At 28.3% G+C, this 15,996-nt stretch carries 14 protein-coding genes and 8 tRNA genes; all 22 read left to right on the plus strand.

Going from position 1 to position 15,996, the window contains the following annotated elements; genetic code table 11:
* The first annotated feature begins 161 nt into the window (after positions 1-161).
* The 22 genes from ACFIJ5_RS01470 (at position 162) to ACFIJ5_RS01575 (ending at position 15,929) form a co-directional block, all read left to right on the plus strand.
* Positions 162-1,697, plus strand: a complete 1,536-nt coding sequence (locus tag ACFIJ5_RS01470; RefSeq protein ID WP_379802982.1) for a putative polysaccharide biosynthesis protein — start codon at positions 162-164, stop codon at positions 1,695-1,697.
* A 20-nt stretch (positions 1,698-1,717) separates the two neighbouring features.
* Positions 1,718-3,169 carry a bifunctional methyltransferase/pyrophosphohydrolase YabN gene (gene yabN / locus ACFIJ5_RS01475; protein ID WP_379802984.1) on the plus strand — a complete coding sequence of 484 codons (1,452 nt, stop codon included), beginning with the start codon at positions 1,718-1,720 and terminating at the stop codon, positions 3,167-3,169.
* Between the two features lie 79 nt (positions 3,170-3,248).
* Positions 3,249-3,524 (plus strand): HU family DNA-binding protein, encoded by a 276-nt coding sequence (locus ACFIJ5_RS01480; protein ID WP_379802986.1) that lies wholly within the window; start codon positions 3,249-3,251, stop codon positions 3,522-3,524.
* A gap of 86 nt (positions 3,525-3,610) precedes the next feature.
* Positions 3,611-3,853 carry an RNA-binding S4 domain-containing protein gene (locus ACFIJ5_RS01485; protein ID WP_379802988.1) on the plus strand — a complete coding sequence of 81 codons (243 nt, stop codon included), beginning with the start codon at positions 3,611-3,613 and terminating at the stop codon, positions 3,851-3,853.
* An 84-nt stretch (positions 3,854-3,937) separates the two neighbouring features.
* Positions 3,938-4,231, plus strand: a complete 294-nt coding sequence (gene yabP, locus ACFIJ5_RS01490; RefSeq protein WP_379802990.1) for a sporulation protein YabP — start codon at positions 3,938-3,940, stop codon at positions 4,229-4,231.
* A gap of 8 nt (positions 4,232-4,239) precedes the next feature.
* On the plus strand, positions 4,240-4,659 hold the full coding sequence (yabQ, locus tag ACFIJ5_RS01495) for a spore cortex biosynthesis protein YabQ (protein ID WP_379802992.1): 420 nt from the start codon (positions 4,240-4,242) through the stop codon (positions 4,657-4,659).
* A 56-nt stretch (positions 4,660-4,715) separates the two neighbouring features.
* Entirely contained in the window at positions 4,716-4,997 is a 282-nt protein-coding gene (locus ACFIJ5_RS01500) for an FtsB family cell division protein (protein WP_379802994.1), read from the plus strand.
* Positions 4,998-5,074: 77 nt separating this feature from the next.
* Positions 5,075-5,491 (plus strand): S1 domain-containing RNA-binding protein, encoded by a 417-nt coding sequence (locus ACFIJ5_RS01505; RefSeq protein ID WP_379802997.1) that lies wholly within the window; start codon positions 5,075-5,077, stop codon positions 5,489-5,491.
* 171 nt (positions 5,492-5,662) lie between these two features.
* Positions 5,663-5,751 (plus strand) — tRNA-Leu (locus tag ACFIJ5_RS01510).
* A 4-nt stretch (positions 5,752-5,755) separates the two neighbouring features.
* Positions 5,756-5,831 (plus strand) — tRNA-Met (locus ACFIJ5_RS01515).
* 3 nt (positions 5,832-5,834) lie between these two features.
* Positions 5,835-5,911 (plus strand) — tRNA-Met (locus tag ACFIJ5_RS01520).
* Positions 5,912-6,016: 105 nt separating this feature from the next.
* A tRNA-Leu gene (locus tag ACFIJ5_RS01525) sits at positions 6,017-6,105 on the plus strand.
* A 4-nt stretch (positions 6,106-6,109) separates the two neighbouring features.
* Positions 6,110-6,185 (plus strand) — tRNA-Met (locus ACFIJ5_RS01530).
* A gap of 42 nt (positions 6,186-6,227) precedes the next feature.
* A tRNA-Leu gene (locus ACFIJ5_RS01535) sits at positions 6,228-6,316 on the plus strand.
* Positions 6,317-6,322: 6 nt separating this feature from the next.
* Positions 6,323-6,398 (plus strand) — tRNA-Met (locus ACFIJ5_RS01540).
* A 3-nt stretch (positions 6,399-6,401) separates the two neighbouring features.
* Positions 6,402-6,478, plus strand: a tRNA-Met gene (locus ACFIJ5_RS01545).
* A gap of 400 nt (positions 6,479-6,878) precedes the next feature.
* On the plus strand, positions 6,879-9,269 hold the full coding sequence (gene spoIIE, locus ACFIJ5_RS01550) for a stage II sporulation protein E (RefSeq protein WP_379803000.1): 2,391 nt from the start codon (positions 6,879-6,881) through the stop codon (positions 9,267-9,269).
* A gap of 230 nt (positions 9,270-9,499) precedes the next feature.
* The gene (gene tilS / locus ACFIJ5_RS01555; protein WP_379803002.1) at positions 9,500-10,906 is read left to right on the plus strand and encodes a tRNA lysidine(34) synthetase TilS; all 1,407 of its coding nucleotides are present in this window, start codon (positions 9,500-9,502) and stop codon (positions 10,904-10,906) included.
* Complete coding sequence (hpt, locus tag ACFIJ5_RS01560; RefSeq protein WP_379803004.1) at positions 10,890-11,435, plus strand: hypoxanthine phosphoribosyltransferase; 546 nt, start codon at positions 10,890-10,892, stop codon at positions 11,433-11,435. Before tilS ends, hpt begins: the two co-directional genes overlap by 17 nt.
* Positions 11,436-11,513: 78 nt before the next feature.
* The gene (gene ftsH, locus ACFIJ5_RS01565; protein ID WP_379803007.1) at positions 11,514-13,520 is read left to right on the plus strand and encodes an ATP-dependent zinc metalloprotease FtsH; all 2,007 of its coding nucleotides are present in this window, start codon (positions 11,514-11,516) and stop codon (positions 13,518-13,520) included.
* 233 nt (positions 13,521-13,753) lie between these two features.
* Complete coding sequence (locus ACFIJ5_RS01570) at positions 13,754-14,140, plus strand: thioesterase family protein (protein WP_379803010.1); 387 nt, start codon at positions 13,754-13,756, stop codon at positions 14,138-14,140.
* A 118-nt stretch (positions 14,141-14,258) separates the two neighbouring features.
* Positions 14,259-15,929 (plus strand): formate--tetrahydrofolate ligase, encoded by a 1,671-nt coding sequence (locus ACFIJ5_RS01575; RefSeq protein ID WP_379803012.1) that lies wholly within the window; start codon positions 14,259-14,261, stop codon positions 15,927-15,929.
* The last annotated feature ends 67 nt before the right edge of the window (positions 15,930-15,996 follow it).

A 15,996-nucleotide genomic window follows, 5' to 3' on the forward strand; every position in this document is an offset into this window, starting at 1 on the left:
CATCAAATTTTTATTTGATGAATTTATTTTATCCTTTTTTAAAATAAAATTTAAATATTTATTCCCCATATTAAAAAATATTTTACATGTAAGTAATAAAGAACTACTTATGTAAATATTAATTAAATATAATGTTAGGTTATAGGGATGGGGTAAAAAGGATGAAAAAACAATCTTTAATAAAAGGAACACTAATACTGGGAATAGCTAGTATATTTACGAGATTTTTAGGTATATTTTTTAGGATACCTCTCCAAAATCTTATAGGAGATGAAGGGATGGGGTATTATCAAATGTCGTACCCTTTATATGCAGTATTTATTGCTGTATCATCAGGAATTCCTGTAGCAGTATCTAAAATGATATCTGAAAAAAATGCTATTAATGATAAAGAGGGAATAATACAAGTACTTAGAAAATCTGTATTGTTAATGATAATATTAAGCATAGGTTTTTCAGGAATTTTACTTTCTTTTTCTAAGAAAATAGTAACAATATTAAAATGGGATCCTAAGGCTTATTATGCACTTATAGCAATTTCTATTGCACCTATATTTATTTCTATTATGAGCTGTTTAAGAGGTTTTTTTCAAGGATTACAAAATATGACCCCTACGGCTATTTCGCAATTTTTAGAGCAAATTGGTAGAGTTATATTTGGAGTAGGATTGGCATATATGCTATTACCTAAAGGAATTGAATACTCAGCAGCAGGAGCAGCATTAGGTGCTTCAGCCGGAGGAATTTTATCTGATATATATTTGATAATAAAATACATGGGAGTAAGAGTTAATTTTTATAGAAAAAAGATAAAAAACAATAATAAAGTAATGGGAGAGTTATTGAATATAGCTATACCAATCTCATTAGGTGCAGCAGTTGGTGGAATTATGGGTCTAATAGATTCTATATTAGTACCTCAAAAATTATTACAAGCCGGTTATAATTATCAAGAGGCTACAGTTTTATACAGTCAATTAACAGGAAAAGCATCTGTATTAATAAATGTTCCTTTAGGACTGTCTATGGCACTTAGTTGTTCTCTAGTTCCTATAATATCTGAGGCTCACATATTGAATAGAAAAAAAGAAGTGAAAAATAAAGTTGAAGCAGCACTGAAAATTGCATTTATCATAGCAATACCTTCATGTTTAGGTTTAAGTTTCATGGCTTTACCAATTTTAAATTTAGTGTTTAAAGGGCAAATTGGAGGATATACAATACTAAAATACTTAAGCATATCTGTTCCATTTATAATAATAGCCCAAACTACTACGGCTATTTTACAAGGTGTTGGTAAGTGTAAAGCTCCTGTAATAAATTTATTTATTGGATGCATAATTAAAACATTGATAACATTTGTATTAGTACCGATTCCTATGATAAATGTTTATGGAGCAGCTATTGGTACTATAGTGGGATATTTTATATCAGCATTATTAAATATGAAATTATTAAGAAAACACTTAAACATTTCAATAAATTACTATAATATTGCTATTAAACCAGGTTGGGCTTCTGCAATAATGATATTTGGTGTTGTATTTCTTTACAACTATGTATATAATAATACAATGAATATTAATATTTCTTGTATAATATCAATTTTAGTTGGAATAGTAATATATGCTTTTTTAATATTCATATTTGGCATTTTTGAGTATGGATATGTTAAAGATAAGTTTATAAAAAAATAAAGTATAAAGAGGGGAACGGTATGATTAAGATTGTAGGACTAGGCCCTGGTTCTAAAGAATCTCTTACAATTGGTGCATTAGAAGCATTAAAGGATACACAACATATATTTTTTAGAACAGATAAACATCCAACAATTGATTATATAAATCAATTGGGTATTAATTTTGAAACATATGATTATAAATATGAACAAGCTAAAAATTTTGATGAAGTTTATGAATTTATTGCAAATGATTTGACAAAAAAACATGAAAAATACCATGATGTAGTATATGCAGTACCAGGACACCCTTTAGTTGCAGAAAAATCAGTTGCTATTTTAAATAAATTATGTACAGAAAAAGGTATAGAAACAAGTATAATTCCAGCAGTAAGTTTTATAGATGCAATAATGGAAAGTTTAAAAATTGATCCAGTAGAAGGAATAAAAATAATAGATGCTTTTGATATTAAGAAACAAATTTTAGATAAAAGAGTTGGATTTATTATAACTCAGGTATATAATAAGTATATTGCATCAGAAGTTAAGCTGAGATTACTTGAGTATTATGATGATGAGACCGAAATTTACTTTGTAAGAGCGGCAGGAGTTAAAGAATCAGAAAGTATAAGAAAAATTCATTTATATGAACTTGATAGACAAGAGGATATAGATTATTTAACTACTATATATGTTCCAAAAGATTTGGATAATACAAAAGATTTTAGTGATTTAATAGGAATAATGGATATACTAAGAGGAGAAGATGGTTGCCCTTGGGATAAAGAACAAACTCATGAAACTTTAAGAAAATGTTTGATAGAGGAATGTTATGAAGTTATAGAGGCTATTGATGAAAAAGACGATGATAAGTTATCAGAAGAACTAGGAGATGTATTATTACAAGTTGTGTTCCATTCTAAGCTAGGAGAAGAGGATGGCTATTTTAATATAAATGATGTAATTAAAGGAATATGTAATAAAATGATTGAAAGACATCCTCATATTTTTGGAGATTTGAAAGTAAGCAATACTGATGAGGTTTTAGACAATTGGGAGAAAATAAAGAAAAAGGAACAAGGATTAAAGACGTATACAGATACATTAAAGCATGTTCCTAAAGAACTTCCAGCTCTTATGAAATCTATTAAAGTTCAAGAAAAAGCTGCAAAGGTTGGATTTGATTGGGAAAATATTGAACCAGCCATGGAAAAAATATTGGAAGAATATTATGAGGTAAAAAATGTATACAAAAGCAAAAACAAGGGTATAATAACAGAAGAAATAGGAGATTTAATATTTGCTTGTGTAAATGTTGCAAGATTTCTTGACATTGACCCTGAATATGCTTTAAATTATACTATAGATAAATTTATATCTAGATTTCAATACATAGAACAAAGAGCTATTGAACAAGGTTTAAAATTACAACAAATGACTTTAAAAGAAATGGACAATTTATGGAATGAAGCAAAAAAACAAAAAAAGTAATTAAAAAGAAGGATTTTAAAAAAAAATGAAGAATATGCTTATTCAATAGCGTACTCTAATATTTAAGGAGGTAACAAAGGTGAATAAAGCTGATTTAATAACAAGCATGGCAGAAAAAAGTAAATTAACTAAGAAGGACGCAGAAACAGCATTAAAGGCGTTTATTGAAAGCGTACAAGAAACTTTGGAAAAAGGAGAAAAAGTTCAATTAATAGGATTTGGAACTTTTGAAACTCGTCAAAGAGCAGAAAGAGTTGGAAGAAATCCAAGAACTAAGGAAGAAATAATAATTCCAGCATCTACTGTTCCAGTATTTAAACCTGGTAAAGAATTTAAAGAAAGAGTTAATAAGTAGTTTTAAAGATTACTTGTAAAAAGCCTAGATGCAAATCTAGGCTTTTTATTATAATTTTGAACAAAGAAATAATAGGGGGGTATGACATGAGATTAGATAAATATCTTAAAGTTTCTAGAATAATAAAGAGAAGAACTGTAGCAAAAGAGGTATGTGAAAGCGGAAAAGTATTGATAAATGGAAAAACAGCAAAACCTAGTACAGTAATAAATGAAGGAGATACAATAGAAATACAATTTGCAAATAGTACTATGAAAGCAAGAATAATTAACATAGCACAACATGTAAAGAAAGAAAATGCAAAAGAAATGTATGAAATTATTATGTAGAAACACAATATTATTAATGTACTAATATAACTCCTATAATCATATATTTAGTATAGATACTTTAGGGATTATAGGAGGATTAATATGGAAATAAAAAAGGAAATAAAAATAGAGGATAGAAAAAGTAGTTTAATCCTAGAAAATCGAAAAAAAATTCATGTTAGTGGAGTTTCAGAAGTAATTAGTTTTAATGATGAGGAAATTAATTTAAACACAGTTTTAGGTGGATTAAAAATAATAGGTTCTCAGTTAAAAATGAATAAATTAGATGTACAAAATGGTGATTTAATTATCATAGGAACAATAAACTCCTGCGCGTATAGCAATGATAGAAATAAAAAAGACAGCGAAAGTCTTTTTTCAAAACTATTTAAGTAGGATATTTTATGATAATATCAACAAGTATTCAATTAAAATTATTAATATCAAATTTTTTAGCAGGGGTTTTAACAGGAATGTTATTTGATATATATAGACTAATAAGAGGAATTAATAGTAATAAATTCATAACATTTATAGAGGATATATTATTTTGGATTTTAGCAGCCATATTAGTCTTTATATTTTTATTTTTGACTAACTATGCATATTTTGGTTTGTATTGCTATATATATATTGCTGCAGGACTAATATTATATTTAAAAATGATAAGTAAGTATTTTTTTTATTTCATGAATGGTTTTATAAGCTTTATAGGTAAACTAATTAGAGTATTAGCAAATAATATTTCATATATTATTGGAAATATTATTTATATTTTTAAAAAGAACGAAAAAAAATATAAAAATAACTTGAATAAAAAGTAAAATAAACTTAAAATAAGTATTGTAAGTAAAAAAATAATTTATAAAGGGTATGCTATATGAGTAAAAAGAGGATTGGGTTAAAAAATATATTAATAGGAGTTTTAATAGTTTACGTATTAGGCATTTTTATAAATCAGCAAATTACTATGAGCAAAATAAAATCAGAAAAAAGTAAAAAGGTACAAGAACTAAATCAAGTAAATAAAACCAAGAAAGAATTACAGGATGAGGTAAATATGTGCAAAGACGATAAATATATTGAGAAATTAGCAAGGGAAAAGTTAAATTTAATAAAAAAAGGAGAGACTCCTGTAATTAATAGTTCAAATAAGAAATAGTTGAATTAATTTTTAAAAGATATCAAATTAAATTTATTTATAGAAACATTATTTTATTAAGGAGGAGTCTTTTTAACATGACTTTAAAAGTTGGAAGTATTATGGATGGTATAGTGGTGAATATCACTAATTTTGGTGCATTTGTAGAAGTGGAGGGAAAAACAGGACTTGTACATATTTCTGAAGTATCAGATTCTTATGTTAAGGATGTGAGAAAACATCTTAAAGAACAAGATAAGGTAAAGGTTAAAGTATTATCTATAGATGACAAAGGTAGAATAAGTTTATCCATAAAACAAGCTAATCCAGTAAAGAAATCTGTTAAACCTGCAGAGATAGATTGGCAAAAACAAAAAACTAAAAATGATACAATTAGTTTTGAAGATAGAATGTCTAAGTTCTTAAAAGAGAGTGAAGAGAGATTTCAAGATCTACGCAAACATCAAAATGTAAAGAGTGGCAAGCGTAACAAAAAGAGTTCATGTAATTTATAAAAAACAAAGGCTATTGATTTATCAATAGCCTTTTATTTTTATTATGGAAATTTTATTTTTATTGTGGAAAGTACAAATTTTTTTATAAATAAAAATAAAAAAATGTTGACATATTTAATTATATACTATATAATAAATTTTGTCCTTAGCAATAAGAGATGATATTGATGTGCTGGAGTGGCGGAACTGGCAGACGCACAGGACTTAAAATCCTGCGGTGCTAACACACCGTACCGGTTCGATTCCGGTCTTCAGCACCAATAGCGCGGGGTGGAGCAGCTGGTAGCTCGTCGGGCTCATAACCCGAAGGTCGTAGGTTCAAGTCCTATCCCCGCAACCACATGGCGGAATAGCTCAGCTGGCTAGAGCATTCGGTTCATACCCGAAGTGTCGTAGGTTCAAGTCCTATTTCCGCTACCAATGTTTCTTATTTTGTTAAGAACAGTAATTTGTAGCTAGATAAAAGAAAGTGTTGACATTTTAGTTGCATGATGATACAATCATAATTGTCTCATAAAAATATATGCTGGAGTGGCGGAACTGGCAGACGCACAGGACTTAAAATCCTGCGGTGCTAACACACCGTACCGGTTCGATTCCGGTCTTCAGCACCAATAGCGCGGGGTGGAGCAGCTGGTAGCTCGTCGGGCTCATAACCCGAAGGTCGTAGGTTCAAGTCCTATCCCCGCAACCATTAATTTATTTTGTATATTTTTATGATTCAATAAAATATTATGCTGGAGTGGCGGAACTGGCAGACGCACAGGACTTAAAATCCTGCGGTGCTAACACACCGTACCGGTTCGATTCCGGTCTTCAGCACCAATATAGCGCGGGGTGGAGCAGCTGGTAGCTCGTCGGGCTCATAACCCGAAGGTCGTAGGTTCAAGTCCTATCCCCGCAACCACATGGCGGAATAGCTCAGCTGGCTAGAGCATTCGGTTCATACCCGAAGTGTCGTAGGTTCAAGTCCTATTTCCGCTACCATATTAAAGCTCACTACATGTGAGCTTTTTTTTATTTTCTCTAAAAAATCATAAAGTAAATACATTTCTAAAGAAAATAAATAATCCAATAATATATCAATGTGTATAACATAAAACTTATCCACAAATATTTTCAAACTTTTTAATATAGTGACTTTTTTTGTGGATAAATTTGTGGGCATTGTTAATTCATATTTTTTTATTAATCTTACCTTGAAAGGCATCACCACTGAATTATATTTATAAATAGTAAAGAATGAATTAATATTAAATGGTAATAATTTACAAAATAATAGACTTTAGTGTCTGAAAGAAATTTTAAATAGTTTTCAATAATTGACAATAATTACCAGAACACTTTGCTATAATAAAATTAATTAATAAAGGTAGGTGATGATCAGTTGCAATATGGTGTTGATATTTTTCCATATGAAAGAATGTCTAAGGTACAAGACAAACAACAAAAAAGTAAAAAAACATTAAATTTTAATGTTGTTATTAAGCAAAGTATGTATTTTTTAATAGCATTTTTGATAAGTAGAGTTATGTTGATTGATGCTATGTGCCCATTTGGAATAGCTTTTCTAATGGTTGTATTACTTTATAATAATAACAAAATAAATATAATATGTTGTAGTGGCTGTATGTTGGGGTATATATCGTCATACACTAATATAAAGGAACTTGTACAGTATCTAATAGTTATTGGGGCAATAACTGCAGCTGCATTTATAGTAAAACAAATACCTAAGAGAAGAAAATTAGTAATTTTATTAATATTAGAACTTATTGTTTTTTTTGTGTACAAACTATTTGTGCAACAAAAATCAATAGGAATAACATTTTTATCAGCTATTTTTCAAATTGCGTGTATAATTCCATTATATTATATTATTGATTATTCTATTATATGTTTTAAAGATTTAAAAACTAAACATTTATTTAATAATGAAGAGTTAGTTAGTATGGCAATGTTTATTTCTTTGATTATAGCTGGCACTATGGGTTTAAAAATAAGCAATATCTCAATAACAAATATATTAGCTTTGATGTTTATATTGACACTAAGTTATATAAGTGGTAGTGCGGTAGGTTCAGCTAGTGGTGTGGCTATAGGTGCTGTTATTGGAATGGGTTCAAAGGATATGATGCTTTTTATTAGTATTTATGGTTTATGTGGGTTAATAGGAGGAATTTTTAGAGAAGTAGGTAGATGGATAACTGCTGTGGCTGTGATCATTACATTTTCTATAATTTTAATGTATTCAAAAAATATTTACCATTTAAGTATTATAGAAGTTTTGATTAGTAGTTGTATATTTTTAATTGTACCTAGTAAATATTATAATAAACTGGCTTTAGAGCTAAATTCAAATAATAAAGAGAAACATATTAACCAAAATTATGTTAATAAAATAAGAAATGTATTTGTTAATAGATTAAATAATTTTTCAAGTGTTCTTAATGATATGTCACAAACTTTAACTAATTTATCTAAAAATGAAAAGTTGTGTATGAAAAATAAAAGTACATTGATGATAGAAAATTTGTGTGACAGAGTTTGCAGTAATTGTAATATGAAATCTATGTGTTGGAAAAGAGAGTTACATTATACGTATTCTGCATTTGGTGAATTGATAGATAATTATCAACATCATAAAAAAAATTTTCCTAAGGAACTTGAAAAAAAGTGCATAAATAAAAGCTTATTAATTAAAAATACTCAAATTATAGTTAATAATTATATAATAAATGAATTGTGGAGAGAAAGATTAAATGAAGGTAGAAATATTTTAGCAGGTCAAATAAATAATATGTCAAAGTCACTACAAGAGATAATTAGTGAATTTAATTATGAGATAAAATTTAATATACCATTAGAAAAGGAAATTATTAAGTTTTTTAGAAAAGAAGAAATAAAGTATAAAGATATTGTATGTTTTAATGATAAAAAAGGAAAAGACATTATTAGATTAACATTAAAAGCTTGTTCAGGAAAACAAATGTGTGTAAAAGAAATATTACCCTTAATGAATAAAATCACAGGAAAAAATATGTGTGTTGCAGAGGAAAGATGCTGCATTGATCCTATAAATAATGAATGTACTGTTACTATAGAACAAATGCCTAAATATTATGTTTCATCTAATGTTCAAAGAAAGTGTAAGCAAGGAGAAAGCTATAATGGAGATAGTTATAGTTTTGGAAGCTTAAATGATGGAAATTATTTGACTATTATAAGTGATGGGATGGGTTCAGGACCAGAAGCAAGCGAGGAAAGTAAAGCTGTTGTAGAACTTATAGAAAAATGTATGGAATCAGGTTTCAGTAAAACTACAGCTATAAATTTGGTAAATTCAATAATGTCATTGAAATTCTGTGATGAAGAAAAGTTTACAACTGTTGATTTAAGTGATGTAGATTTATATACTGGTGAAGTTGATTTTATAAAAGTAGGAGCTGTTGCCAGTTTTATAAAAAGGGGAAAGAAAGTTGAAGTTATAAAATCTAAGACATTACCTATTGGTATATTAGATAAAGTTGATATAGAAGTAACTAAATATAAAGTTCAAAAAGGTGACATGATAGTAATGCTAAGTGATGGTGTTACAGATTATAATAGTGAAAATGTTGGAAAAGAGGATTGGGTTGTAGATTATTTGAAAAATATTAATAGCAATAATCCTAAAGAAATAGCAGAAGGATTAATAAATAAATCAGTAGAACTGAGCAATGAAAAGGTAAGAGATGATATGACTGTATTAGTTTCAAAAGTATATAGTCTATATTAAATTAATTAAATGAATGAGAAAGAGTGATTAAAATCAATCTTATTCTCATTCTTTATTTATGTTATAATTATTTATGCTAAAAATTTTTATTTATGTTACTGATATAATCATTGAATAATAGTGTGATATAATGTTAAAGGGTCTTAAATTGGTATAAATGATAGTAAGATAAATATTGTAGAAACATACTGAAACGATATCCAAATTTTAAGATTAGGAAGTGTTACATAGTGTTAGATAAAGTACTAGAAACTATAAAAGTAAATAATATGTTTGCAAAAGGAGATAAAGTTATAGTTGCTGTATCTGGAGGACCAGATTCTATGTGCCTTTTACATATGTTGTATAATATTAAGAATCAATTAGACATAAGTATTGTAGTGGCGCATTTAAATCACTGTTTAAGGGGGAAAGATGCAGACGAAGATGAAAAATGTGTTGAAAAGTTTTGCGAAAAAGTAGGAGTAAAATTTTTTAGTAAAAGAGTAGATGTGAATAAGCTGGCAAATGATAAAAATATTTCTTGTGAATTAGCAGGAAGAGAAGCAAGATACCAATTTTTTCATGAAGTAAAAGATAAAACAAAAGCTCAAAAGATAGCTGTAGCACATAATGCTAATGATAAAGCTGAAACAGTAATCATGAGAATAATTAGAGGAACAGGATTAGATGGGCTTAGTGGTATAAAGCCTATCAGGGACAATGTTATAGTAAGACCAATAATTAATCTTACAAGGCAAGAGATTGAAGAATATTGCAAACAGAATAACATTGACACTAGAATAGATAAAACTAATTTAGAAAATATTTATTCAAGAAATAAAATAAGATTAGAATTAATACCATATATAGAAAAAAATTTCAATAAGGATATCATCAATACTATAAATAGGTTTTCGGAAATAGTTTCTAAAGATAATGAATATTTAGAAAAACTAGCCAATGATAAATATGAAATGTATTGTAATTTTAAAAATGGTAAAATAATAATAAATAAACAAATATTTTATGAAGATGAAGCAATTTTAACTAGAGTTGTGAGAATATGTTTATTAAAAATAAAGGGAAATTTATATAATTTAGAGAAAAAACATATATATGATATACTTAAAATTCAAAAACATTCTACTGGTAAAAAAATAAATTTACCAGGTAATTTAATTGTTACAAATAACTATGGTGATATATACATATATAATAAACAAGATATGAATTTTGATAGTAATGAACAAGTAAGAATTAATTTAAATTCAAAACAATATATCAATAATTTATCTATTAATATAAACACATGTATTGAAGAAAATAATATCAATATTAAGTATGAGAGTAATGAGTATATTAAATATTTTGATTTTGAAAAGATTCAAGGTGATATATTGCTTAGATTTAGAAGAAAGGGTGATAGATTTACGCCACTTGGAATGAAAGGAAGTAAAAAGTTAAAAGATTTATTTATGGATTTAAAGATTCCAAAAGATGAAAGAGATAGGATACCACTTATATGTTTTGGCAACAATATTGGATGGGTGGTAGGTTATAGAATAAGTGAAAAATATAAAATTGATAGAAATACAAGAAAAATATTAAAAATACATATTGAGAAAGGGGAAAATATTAATGCAAAATATCAATAATGATATAAAAGAAATTTTATATTCTCAAGAACAGTTAAAAGATAAAATAAAAGAAATAGGAAAGAATATAAATAGAGATTATGAGGGTAAGGATTTAGTACTTGTAGGAATTCTAAAAGGTTCTGTTATGTTTATGTCAGATTTATTGAGAGAAATAACTATACCTTGTCAAATGGATTTCATGGCAGTTTCAAGTTATGGCAATTCTACAGAGACTTCAGGAGTAGTTAGAATATTAAAAGATCTAGATTTTCAGATTAAAGGAAAACATATAATTATAGTTGAAGATATAATTGATACAGGAATTACGCTGAAATATCTAATGAAGTATTTAAAGTCAAGAAATCCAAAAAGTTTAGAAATAGCATGTTTACTTAATAAACCAGAAAGAAGAGAAATAGAAATAGATGTTAAATATTCAGGTTATAATGTTCCAGATTATTTTATAGTAGGATATGGTATAGATTTTGCAGAAAAATACAGAAATTTACCATATATAGGTATTTTAAAAGAAGAATTATATAAATAAATGATATAAGACGTTGTCAAGAAAAATTCAGTATGATAAAATTTTATAAAAACTATAACAGAAAGGGGAGGGCCTAAGATGAAGAAATTTTCTAGTGCAGCGGTATGGATAGTAGTTTTGGTATTAGTGATGTTTGCAGCATTAGCACTAGTAGAATCAGGTAAAAATGCCAATACCATATCTTTTGGAAAATTCAAGCAGGAATGGATAGGAGATAATGTAGTAAGTATACAAGTTAAACCAGATGAGACATTAACAGCTAAGTTAAAAGATGGAAAACAAATTCAAACTATTGTTGATAAAGATAGACTTTATGAATTTATGAAAGAATATCCAAAACCTCAAGTTAATGAAGAATATGTAGCTCCAGCAAAGTCACCAATATGGTTAAGCTGGTTACCTACAATTATAGCAATACTTATGCTAGTTGGATTTTGGTTTATATTTATGCAACAAGCTCAAGGTGGCGGTAATAGAGGAGTAATGAACTTTGGTAAAAGTAAAGCTAAATTAGCCACAAATGATAAGAGGAAGGTTACATTTAAGGATGTTGCAGGTGCTGATGAAGAAAAAGGAGAATTGCAGGAGATAGTTGAATTTTTAAAATCACCAAAAAAATATATAGAAGTAGGAGCTAGAATACCTAAAGGTGTTTTACTAGTAGGACCACCGGGAACAGGTAAAACATTACTTGCTAAAGCTGTAGCAGGTGAGGCTGGAGTACCTTTCTTTAGTATCTCAGGTTCAGATTTCGTTGAAATGTTTGTTGGAGTAGGTGCTTCAAGAGTTAGAGATTTATTTGAACAGGCAAAGAAAAATTCTCCATGTATTGTATTTATTGATGAAATAGATGCTGTAGGTAGACAAAGAGGAGCTGGACTTGGCGGAGGACATGACGAAAGAGAACAAACTTTGAACCAGCTTTTGGTAGAAATGGATGGATTTGGAGTAAATGAAGGAATAATAATGATAGCAGCAACTAATAGACCAGATATTTTAGATCCAGCGTTATTAAGACCTGGTAGATTTGATAGACAGATATTAGTTGCCCAACCAGATGTAAAAGGTAGAGAAGAAATATTAAAAGTTCATTCAAAAAATAAACCATTAGTTGAGGATGTTAAACTTGATGTATTAGCTAAAAGGACACCAGGATTTACCGGTGCAGATCTTGAAAATCTAATGAATGAAGCTGCACTTTTAACAGTAAGGAATAATAAGAAAGCAATAGGAATGGAAGAATTGGAAGAAGCCATAACAAGAGTTGTGGCAGGACCAGAAAAGAAAAGTAGGGTTATTAGTGATAAAGATAAAAGACTTACAGCTTACCATGAAGGCGGTCATGCAGTAGTTGCTAAGTTTTTACCAAATGCTGACCCAGTACATGAAATAAGTATAATTCCAAGAGGAATGGCAGGTGGATATACTATGCATTTGCCAGAAGAGGATAGAGCATATACTTCTAAATTAAGACTTGAAGATGAAATGGTTAGTTTATTAGGAGGAAAAGTAGCAGAAAGGCTAATAATTGGAGATATAAGTACTGGAGCTAAAAATGATATTGATAGAGCCACAGCTATTGCAAGAAAAATGGTTATGGAGTTTGGAATGAGTGATGAACTAGGACCAATTGCATTTGGTAGTGGGCATGAAGAAGTATTTCTTGGAAGAGATATAGGAAGATCAAGAAATTATGGTGAAGAAGTAGCTTCTAAGATTGATAGTGAGATAAAAAGGCTTATTGATGAAGCTTACATGAAAGCAGAAAGAATACTAACAGAAAATATAGATAAACTTCATTCAGTTGCAAAGGCCTTAATAGAAAAAGAAAAATTGAATGCTGATGAATTTAACGGCATAATAGATGGAAAAATTGATGTAGAAAAAATGATATTAGAAAAAAATGAAGAAATGAAAAAAATATCAAATTCAGAAAATGAATCACAAGAAGAAAAATCTGATGAGATAAAAGAAATTAATGAGGATAGTAGTGAAAAAATTAGTGAAGAAATTGCAGCTAATAGTGTAGAAGTTGCAACTAATGATGTAGAATCAAATAATAACAATGATAATAAAATGGAATAAGAATAGATAATTAAAAGCAGAAGTTTTTTAAACTTCTGCTTTTAATTTATAAGAAAATTATTCTTATAAAATTTATAAATATACTTATATCTTTATTCTAAATCAATTAAAATGTAATTAACAATATAATCAACTTTCCCAGAGGGAAATAATTAATGCAATAAATATATAGATAGAAAGTATTTTTTATGTGAAAGTTGAGTAATATAATTTTGCATAGGAGATGTATAGTGATGGATTTTAATATAAAAGAAGGACTAAATTGTTTAATAGAAAAAAAAGTAACACAAAATGATACAGCAGTTAAATTCGAGTCAGGAACTCTTCAAGTTTTTGCTACTCCTGGAATGATAGCACTTATGGAAAATACATCAAAAAATTGTGTGGATTTACATTTGCCATGCGGATATACTACTGTAGGTATAGAAGTTAGAATTAGACATATTAAAGCTACACCAATAGGTATGAAAGTTAAATGTGAAGCAAAGTTAGTTAAAGTAGAAGGTAAAAAACTATATTTTAATGTTACAGCATGGGATGAAATAGGAAAGATTGGAATAGGTACACATGTACGTTATATAGTACATGAAAAAGAGTTTATGGAGAAAATACAAGACTAATGCTAAAAATCGTAATATAATGTGATGTACTTTATTTGTGATATTGTTATTATAATGATAAAATTTAAGTTATTACTATAACATGTAACAAAAGAAAAATGATAAGGATGGTGGGTGTATGAAAAGTGATATACAAATTGCACAAAATGCTTCCATGGAGCTTATTGAAGATGTTGCTAAAGGAATAGGTTTGAATCATGATGATATTGATTTGTATGGAAAGTACAAGTGTAAAATTTCTTTGGATGTTTTGAGAGAAAAGCAACAAAAAACAGATGGTAAATTGATTTTAGTTACGGCTATTAATCCAACTCCAGCGGGAGAAGGTAAGTCAACTGTAACTATAGGGTTAGGAGATGCATTAAATAAGATAAATAAAAAAACAGTTATGGCTTTAAGAGAACCTTCATTAGGACCTGTCTTTGGAATAAAGGGCGGAGCTGCAGGAGGAGGATATGCTCAAGTAGTACCTATGGAAGATATAAATCTTCATTTTACGGGAGATAATCATGCTATAACTTCAGCTAATAATTTGTTATGTGCAGCTATAGATAATCATATACATCAAGGAAACAAGTTAAATATAGATCAAAGAAGAATTATATTTAAAAGAGTTATGGATATGAATGATAGGGCTCTTAGAAATATAGTAGTTGGTCTTGGAGGAAAAGTAAATGGTTTTCCAAGAGAAGATGGATTTACAATAACAGTAGCATCAGAAGTAATGGCTATTTTATGTTTAGCAAATGATTTGATGGATTTAAAGGATAGATTAGGAAAGATAATTGTTGCATATAATTTAGAGGGAAAGCCTGTGTATTGTAAAGACTTAAATATGGAAGGAGCTATGGCACTTCTTATGAAGGATGCTATAAAGCCTAATTTAGTTCAAACGCTAGAAAATAATCCTGTTATAATACATGGAGGACCATTTGCGAATATTGCTCATGGATGTAATAGTATTATTGCTACGAAGACTGCATTAAAATTAGGAGATTATGTAGTAACAGAGGCTGGATTTGGTGCAGATCTTGGTGCAGAAAAATTTCTTGATATAAAATGTAGATATGCAGGAATTAAACCAAGTTGTGTTGTAGTTGTTGCTACAATTAGAGCTATTAAACATCATGGAGGAGTAGCAAAAGATGAATTATCAAATCCAAATATACAAGCGTTATCAATAGGTATAGAAAATTTAGATAAGCAAATAGAAAATATAAAGAAGTATAATTTAGATGCTGTAGTGGCAATTAATAGATTTAGTACTGATAGTGAAGAAGAAATTAAATTTATTCAAAATCATTGTGATAAATTGGGAGTAAAGGTATCTTTAACTGAGGTTTGGGAAAAAGGAAGTGAAGGAGGATTAGATTTAGCTAATAAAGTACTCGAAGTTATTGAAGAGAATAATAATGATTTCAAAGTTTTGTACGATGAAAAATTAAGTATAAAAGAGAAAATGAAGATAATAGCAACAGAGATATATGGAGCACAGAAAGTGAATTATACTAAAAAAGCAAGTAATGAAATTAAAAACCTAGAGAATTTTAAGTTAGATAAATTGCCAATTTGTGTAGCTAAAACACAGTATTCTTTATCAGATAATCCTAAGCTACTTGCAAGGCCTGAAGGATTTGATATTGAAGTAAAAGAAATTAAAATTTCAAATGGTGCAGGATTTATAGTAGTTTTAACAGGAAATGTTATGACTATGCCAGGATTACCTAAGGTACCTGCTGCTAATAATATGGATATCTTTGAGGATGGAGAAATAGTAGGATTGTTTTAATTATAGGTTTGAGTTACATAAATGAATAATATATTAAAAATAAAATGTCACCTGAATATTTAGGTGG

Origin of the sequence: Haloimpatiens myeolchijeotgali, assembly GCF_042688525.2 — a bacterium.
GTDB lineage: Bacteria > Bacillota > Clostridia > Clostridiales > Clostridiaceae > Haloimpatiens.

Coding starts and splice junctions, on each gene's coding strand:
- ACFIJ5_RS01470 (WP_379802982.1), top strand. CDS start 162: ATGAAAAAACAATCTTTAATAAAAGGAACACTAATACTGGGAATAGCT.
- yabN (WP_379802984.1), top strand. CDS start 1,718: ATGATTAAGATTGTAGGACTAGGCCCTGGTTCTAAAGAATCTCTTACA.
- ACFIJ5_RS01485 (WP_379802988.1), top strand. CDS start 3,611: ATGAGATTAGATAAATATCTTAAAGTTTCTAGAATAATAAAGAGAAGA.
- yabP (WP_379802990.1), top strand. CDS start 3,938: ATGGAAATAAAAAAGGAAATAAAAATAGAGGATAGAAAAAGTAGTTTA.
- yabQ (WP_379802992.1), top strand. CDS start 4,240: ATGATAATATCAACAAGTATTCAATTAAAATTATTAATATCAAATTTT.
- ACFIJ5_RS01500 (WP_379802994.1), top strand. CDS start 4,716: ATGAGTAAAAAGAGGATTGGGTTAAAAAATATATTAATAGGAGTTTTA.
- ACFIJ5_RS01505 (WP_379802997.1), top strand. CDS start 5,075: ATGACTTTAAAAGTTGGAAGTATTATGGATGGTATAGTGGTGAATATC.
- hpt (WP_379803004.1), top strand. CDS start 10,890: ATGCAAAATATCAATAATGATATAAAAGAAATTTTATATTCTCAAGAA.
- ftsH (WP_379803007.1), top strand. CDS start 11,514: ATGAAGAAATTTTCTAGTGCAGCGGTATGGATAGTAGTTTTGGTATTA.
- ACFIJ5_RS01570 (WP_379803010.1), top strand. CDS start 13,754: ATGGATTTTAATATAAAAGAAGGACTAAATTGTTTAATAGAAAAAAAA.
- ACFIJ5_RS01575 (WP_379803012.1), top strand. CDS start 14,259: ATGAAAAGTGATATACAAATTGCACAAAATGCTTCCATGGAGCTTATT.